Origin of the sequence: Sulfurimonas sp. (genome assembly GCF_023228785.1) — a bacterium.
Taxonomy (GTDB): Bacteria; Campylobacterota; Campylobacteria; order Campylobacterales; family Sulfurimonadaceae; genus Sulfurimonas.
Genome location: NZ_JALOAN010000068.1, coordinates 1 through 4,922, shown reverse-complemented (window position 1 = coordinate 4,922; position 4,922 = coordinate 1). Strand labels below are relative to the sequence as shown.

Genomic DNA, 4,922 nt, shown 5'->3' with positions numbered 1-4,922 from the left:
TTTATATTTTCCAGGTCCATAAAGTTGGCCTAGCTCATGATCCATCAAAACACGATCAACGGGTGGCAAACTGGCCGAACTACCGCCCATTACTTCGCGGTAAACATAGCCCTTGACCTCTTCCCCTTCCATGCCCCGCAATTGGTAGAGCTTGCCCAAATGCTTTTCTAGTTGCGCCGCTTCCTTTTCTTCGCGGGTTAATGGCTTTTTTTCTTCATCGCTCATGTGATACTTTCCCTTTTTTTCAAATACAAATAAACCCCCGTCAACGCGGCGGCAATCGCCAAACCACCGCCCGCCGTTGAGGGGGGCAAATCAAAAAAAGATTGTGCCCTTTTTAGCCACCCCTTTAAATAAATGCCATATTTTGCGGGGTTACTTTCAGCCAAACGAGTGTAAAATTGCATTCTTTGTTTAGTCAGCAAGCTTGCAAAATTGGGCCCCATCTTGTTAATTGCGGCCAAAGTTTTGGGACCCGCCACACCGTCAACGCCCACGCCTAAAATTCTTTGAGCGGCTTTAGTTGCGGCGGTAACACCTGCATTTACGGCATAATCAAAAAGAACGGCCGCGCTTGCTTGGTCTTTGATTTGATCGCCCAAAACTTTGTCCCAATAGTCGCGCTTGTATATCGCTTCCATTTGGGCGCGGGTCATGTTTTTAATATCCAAATTTGGATATGCTTTTTGAGAAATACCCCATTTTGTATATCCCCCCGTGTCAACGGTTTCCCCGCCTTCGTGCTTGAGGGTTATTTCTAGGGCTTTTCTAAATTCAGCCATATCAACCGCCAAAGAAAGAAATTAGGGCCGTGAATCCACCCGTATAATCCCCAGTAGCAATTTTAGAACCCGCCAAACCAACGACGGACAACAGCGCCCATGTTCTTTTCTTTTTGAGAACTTTTTTAATATTGTTATACATTATAACCGCCCATTATGTTGTATTGGTTTAAGGTTGTTGTAATTGTAATACTTGTTTTTCCGCTTGCTAAAATCCTAGGGGTTTGAATCAAAGAACCGCGTAGACGTAAAAACATTTCTTCTTGTTGATCAGTTGCCGCCGTGGCTGAATACTCAGTCATAAAGCCGCCACCTTGGCCGAATGCGGAAAATAAAAACGGCTGTAGATTGACTTGGTGCCCGTTTCCACCTGCCAGCAAATCGAGGCGAAAAAATCCACCATTAGCGGATGGGTCTAGAGCATCACTAAAATCTAATTGGTCAATGTTGGCCGAAAATTCAACGCCTGCAATTATTGCGGTCGTGTTGTCGTTTAGCTTGCCAATTGATACCGTTTGATTAAAAACAAATTTTCCCGCCACTAATAGGGCGGTAAAACTTGCTTTAGTAGGTAAAACGGTAACAGCTTGGGGATTGATACCCGGGAAAAGAGCGCGTACAGTTTGAGCCATGTTTTACCAGCTCCTAGCAATTTCTACACATTCAAGAACCACACTAAAACGGCGATTTCCCGCCATATCTGTGGGGTGTCTTTTTGCGTTGATTTGTATGGATTCAGTCGGGGCAATCATGCGGAAATAATCGCCTGGTTCTTCTAAAATTTGGCCATGCGCTTGGGAAGCAATTAGCGAAGAACCAATATAGGCCGTTTCGCCTGCTTGGCTCCATCCCATTGGCGGGTGGTTTGTGTTAGGGAATTCAATTTGGAACAACGGCGCGGGAATATTCCCCCCGTCGTGGTCTGTATTTATGCCAATAATCGATAAAGCCCAGCCGTCAATCGCAATGTGTAAAAACTCTTGAGTTTGACCAGCTAACAAATTGAATTCATGGGCAATTAAACGACTGCGAACATTCCGCCGCGCGGGTGCTAATTGTTCCACCAAATTGGGGTTTAAAATTTGGTGTTTGTATCCGTTTTGGGCTTCTCCAATCATAGAACTAAAGAATTTTTGCCCGCGTGTTTGGAATCGTCCGCTATTAATCATTGAATTACCTTGTTTCCTACCACTTTAGAACCCGCATAAACACGGCCATAGAATACAATTTCAATTTCAATATTATTCGCACAATTGGCGGCGTTATATTCAATCTTGATTTTTTCTTCTTGGGAAATGGCCCGCCAAAATGCCATGAAACCATAACGGGGGACACCAGGCGCGCCAGGCGTGGCAATACATCGAATCGGTAAAAAATCATTGGACCACGCGCCACCGTCGCCAGAGTTCGAAAATTTCAAATATAATTGTGGAGCCGCGCCACCGTCTAAGGTGTGTTGAATGTTCCAGCCCATCAATTCAAACGCCCCTTCTTTAGGAAGTGACAACTCTACATAGTTAGAAGATCCAGCCGCGGCGGTAAATTTTCGGCTCAACAACACATCGCGGCGGTATTGTTGCGTAGTGAACAAATTCTGAACATGCGCCATTGCAGCGGCCAAAGAAAGAAAAAGAGTTTTAATAATTTGCATGTTTTACCCCTAAAGGAAAAAAACGGGTACTAGCTTTTTAGCGTTCCCCGTGTGGTGTGTTTAGTAGGTCTGTTTAAAACCAACTAAGAACAGTTCCAACGCCCATTCTTCATTTGCCGCGCGCAAAGTCGCGGGAATGGTTGGCAAATTGCTTTTGCATTCGGCAAAAATTTCCCATCCGCGTTGAATCAATACGGGTACGGGTAGGTTAATTTCACCCTTTTGGCTTGTGGGGTTAACCATTGCCGTAAGAGTTGGCGACACGCCCGCCGAAATTGAAAATTCTTGTGGGTCAATAAACTGCAAACCCGAAATTTCGGCGGCGGGTTTACGATCCGAACCCACTTTGATAAAAATTTCAAGGGAAGCAATGTACTTTTTCAAGTCGTGGATTTCGGCAGCCGTGGGGGCGGTTGTTCCTACTTTGATCACACGCAAACCAACGGCGCGCGCGTCAAAATCCCAAGAATTGCCAATACGGCCCGCATCGTCCATATTTGTCAAAAAGCGGGCAAATGGGCGGGGATCCACGCGGGAAAAATTGTATAGTTCTTTGCTTGTTTCCGAATCGACAATAAAGCCAGTTCGGAGCAAAGATACAAGTTTGTTCCCTTGACCTGGTACGGAAGAAACAACGGGGTTTAATTGTTGCATTTGTTTAACTCCTTAGTTAAAACATGGAATTGGTGAAAGGATCAGCCCCAAACATTGCTGGAGCGGCCATAGCGGCGGGGGCGTTGAGGTATTCGGGGTTATAATCGAATTCCCCGTCATCGCCCATCAAATCAGAGGTGATAGCCTCTTGCTCGTCTTGGGTGTATTCGCCATCTCCCGCAAGCATTGGAATGGCGTTTGTGATCGCGCGCGTAGCACCTGCTACGGCGGTGCCCATTCCAACGCCCAAACCCAAATAGGAACGCTTTTTGAAGCTCATATAAGTGAGCGCCGAACCCAAGACAACCATTCCCAAATTTTTAATGAGATTGGTTCCCACGGGAATCATAGAAACGAGCTTAGGCACCGCAACAGCACCCGCCACGCCACCGCCTAACAAGGCGGCCGAATCCATCATAAAGCTAGACGGGTTCCGACGATAGCGAAGTTTGCGCGCGGCAACACGGGCAATGTGTAGGGGGGTAATCGCATGTTTCCGACGACGGCGCGCGGTTTTTTTCTTGGGCGCGGGGTTGGAAATGTAACTGCGGGCCTTTTTGCGGCGGCCCTTTCGCTTTGCTTTAGCCATGGGTGGCACTCCTTGGGGCATTAGCCCACAATTCCCCGTTCTGTGGTTTCTAGTTTGCCGCCTAAGATAATCAGGGCCTTACCGTCAGCGGTTGAGCATAGCCGAACGCCACGCCCAAATTTGTGTAAGTAGTTGTTATTCTTGCCTTCCCATTTCTTGCTCTTGTATCCGATCTCTAGAGCTTTTCCAAGCTCCACAAGTTCGCTTGTGTCAATTTTCGACACTGAAACCGTTTTTTTAGGTTCGCTTGCGTGAAACTCTTTGTATTTTTTCCGTGCTTTTACCCGATTGGCGGGAATTGGATTAGCCAAATATTTAGGGCGCGTAGCTTTGGCCGCTTTAAGTAGTGGCATTCCATAAAACAAAATCAAACCAATTAACCCAACGGGTAACAATACTTTAGGCTTCAAATACCATGGGGCGATCTCGTTCACGGTATCATAAGCCGAAGAAACCAATTTTCCCGCATCTGAAACGGTTTCTTTTGCTACTTGTTTTAAGTGATCAGCTACCGCGCTAGACGATTGAGAAACCGCCGCGGCGGCCGCATCTTTGACCGTTGACGCGTTGATTTTTTGCGGGCTTAAATAAGTAGCTAACAGTGGAAATTCTGGTTTTTGGATAGCATCTAACATTAGCAACAAGCGCAAAATTCCCGCCCGTTCGGCCACCGTTGCGCCCATGTCTTTGGCTACCATATCTCTTAAATTTTTGGCCTTTTCTTTAGCTCTCGGGTAGTTAAATTGGCGATAATAATAAGCCGCTTTCCCAATGGCTATTAAAATTCGTTTTTTTGACATGCCAATATTTTTTTCAAGCCCATAGAATTTTTTATCTAAGGCATTAAAAATTTGCTCTTCGTAACTTTCCAAAACGCCCAACATTTCGGGCCGGTTTCGAATGATAGCCGTTTTTGTTTTTTGTGATACGATCATGGGGTAGGGCTCTTTGTGGGAAAGCATGGAGCGAGGCTAGAGCCCTACCCGCGACGACCTTTTAAAAGTAAACCCGCGCCAATAGCGGCGGCGGCAATGGGAAGAATCAAATTTTTGTTGAATTCTGTTTTTTCTTCTGTGGTTTTGGCCGCTTGTTTTGCGCGGGCTTCGGCAATTTTGGCCCGTAGCGCGGCGGCTTTTTGTTGGGCTAATGGATCAACGTTTTTTACTGTCTGCACGGGTTTAACTCCTGTATTAACAGGTTTAACAATATTTTGAACTTGTTTTTTTGCGCTAGATACGTTTTTTCT

At 46.0% G+C, this 4,922-nt stretch carries 9 protein-coding genes; all 9 read right to left on the bottom strand.

Annotated features, from left to right (window positions below; translation table 11 throughout):
- On the bottom strand, positions 1-225 hold a 225-nt coding region (locus tag M0Q24_RS11365), incomplete at its 3' end, for a hypothetical protein (protein WP_295050746.1).
- The gene (locus M0Q24_RS11360; protein WP_295050744.1) at positions 222-782 is read right to left on the bottom strand and encodes a glycosyl hydrolase 108 family protein; all 561 of its coding nucleotides are present in this window, start codon (positions 780-782) and stop codon (positions 222-224) included. The genes M0Q24_RS11360 and M0Q24_RS11365, both read right to left, overlap by 4 nt.
- Before the next feature lie 134 nt (positions 783-916).
- Entirely contained in the window at positions 917-1,414 is a 498-nt protein-coding gene (locus M0Q24_RS11355; RefSeq protein WP_295050742.1) for a hypothetical protein, read from the bottom strand.
- A 3-nt stretch (positions 1,415-1,417) separates the two neighbouring features.
- Entirely contained in the window at positions 1,418-1,951 is a 534-nt protein-coding gene (locus M0Q24_RS11350; protein WP_295050740.1) for a hypothetical protein, read from the bottom strand.
- Complete coding sequence (locus M0Q24_RS11345) at positions 1,948-2,433, bottom strand: hypothetical protein (RefSeq protein ID WP_295050738.1); 486 nt, start codon at positions 2,431-2,433, stop codon at positions 1,948-1,950. The genes M0Q24_RS11350 and M0Q24_RS11345 overlap by 4 nt, the downstream gene beginning before the upstream one ends.
- 60 nt (positions 2,434-2,493) lie before the next feature.
- On the bottom strand, positions 2,494-3,087 hold the full coding sequence (locus M0Q24_RS11340; protein ID WP_295050737.1) for a hypothetical protein: 594 nt from the start codon (positions 3,085-3,087) through the stop codon (positions 2,494-2,496).
- Between the two features lie 16 nt (positions 3,088-3,103).
- On the bottom strand, positions 3,104-3,676 hold the full coding sequence (locus M0Q24_RS11335) for a hypothetical protein (RefSeq protein WP_295050735.1): 573 nt from the start codon (positions 3,674-3,676) through the stop codon (positions 3,104-3,106).
- Between the two features lie 20 nt (positions 3,677-3,696).
- Positions 3,697-4,611 carry a hypothetical protein gene (locus M0Q24_RS11330; protein ID WP_295050733.1) on the bottom strand — a complete coding sequence of 305 codons (915 nt, stop codon included), beginning with the start codon at positions 4,609-4,611 and terminating at the stop codon, positions 3,697-3,699.
- Positions 4,612-4,655: 44 nt separating this feature from the next.
- On the bottom strand, positions 4,656-4,922 hold a 267-nt coding region (locus M0Q24_RS11325; RefSeq protein ID WP_295050732.1), incomplete at its 5' end, for a hypothetical protein.

Bases quoted from the DNA above. Each gene is read 5' to 3' on its own strand.
- M0Q24_RS11345 (WP_295050738.1), bottom strand. From the start codon at position 2,433: ATGCAAATTATTAAAACTCTTTTTCTTTCTTTGGCCGCTGCAATGGCG.
- M0Q24_RS11350 (WP_295050740.1), bottom strand. From the start codon at position 1,951: ATGATTAATAGCGGACGATTCCAAACACGCGGGCAAAAATTCTTTAGT.
- M0Q24_RS11360 (WP_295050744.1), bottom strand. From the start codon at position 782: ATGGCTGAATTTAGAAAAGCCCTAGAAATAACCCTCAAGCACGAAGGC.
- M0Q24_RS11340 (WP_295050737.1), bottom strand. From the start codon at position 3,087: ATGCAACAATTAAACCCCGTTGTTTCTTCCGTACCAGGTCAAGGGAAC.
- M0Q24_RS11335 (WP_295050735.1), bottom strand. From the start codon at position 3,676: ATGGCTAAAGCAAAGCGAAAGGGCCGCCGCAAAAAGGCCCGCAGTTAC.
- M0Q24_RS11355 (WP_295050742.1), bottom strand. From the start codon at position 1,414: ATGGCTCAAACTGTACGCGCTCTTTTCCCGGGTATCAATCCCCAAGCT.
- M0Q24_RS11330 (WP_295050733.1), bottom strand. From the start codon at position 4,611: ATGATCGTATCACAAAAAACAAAAACGGCTATCATTCGAAACCGGCCC.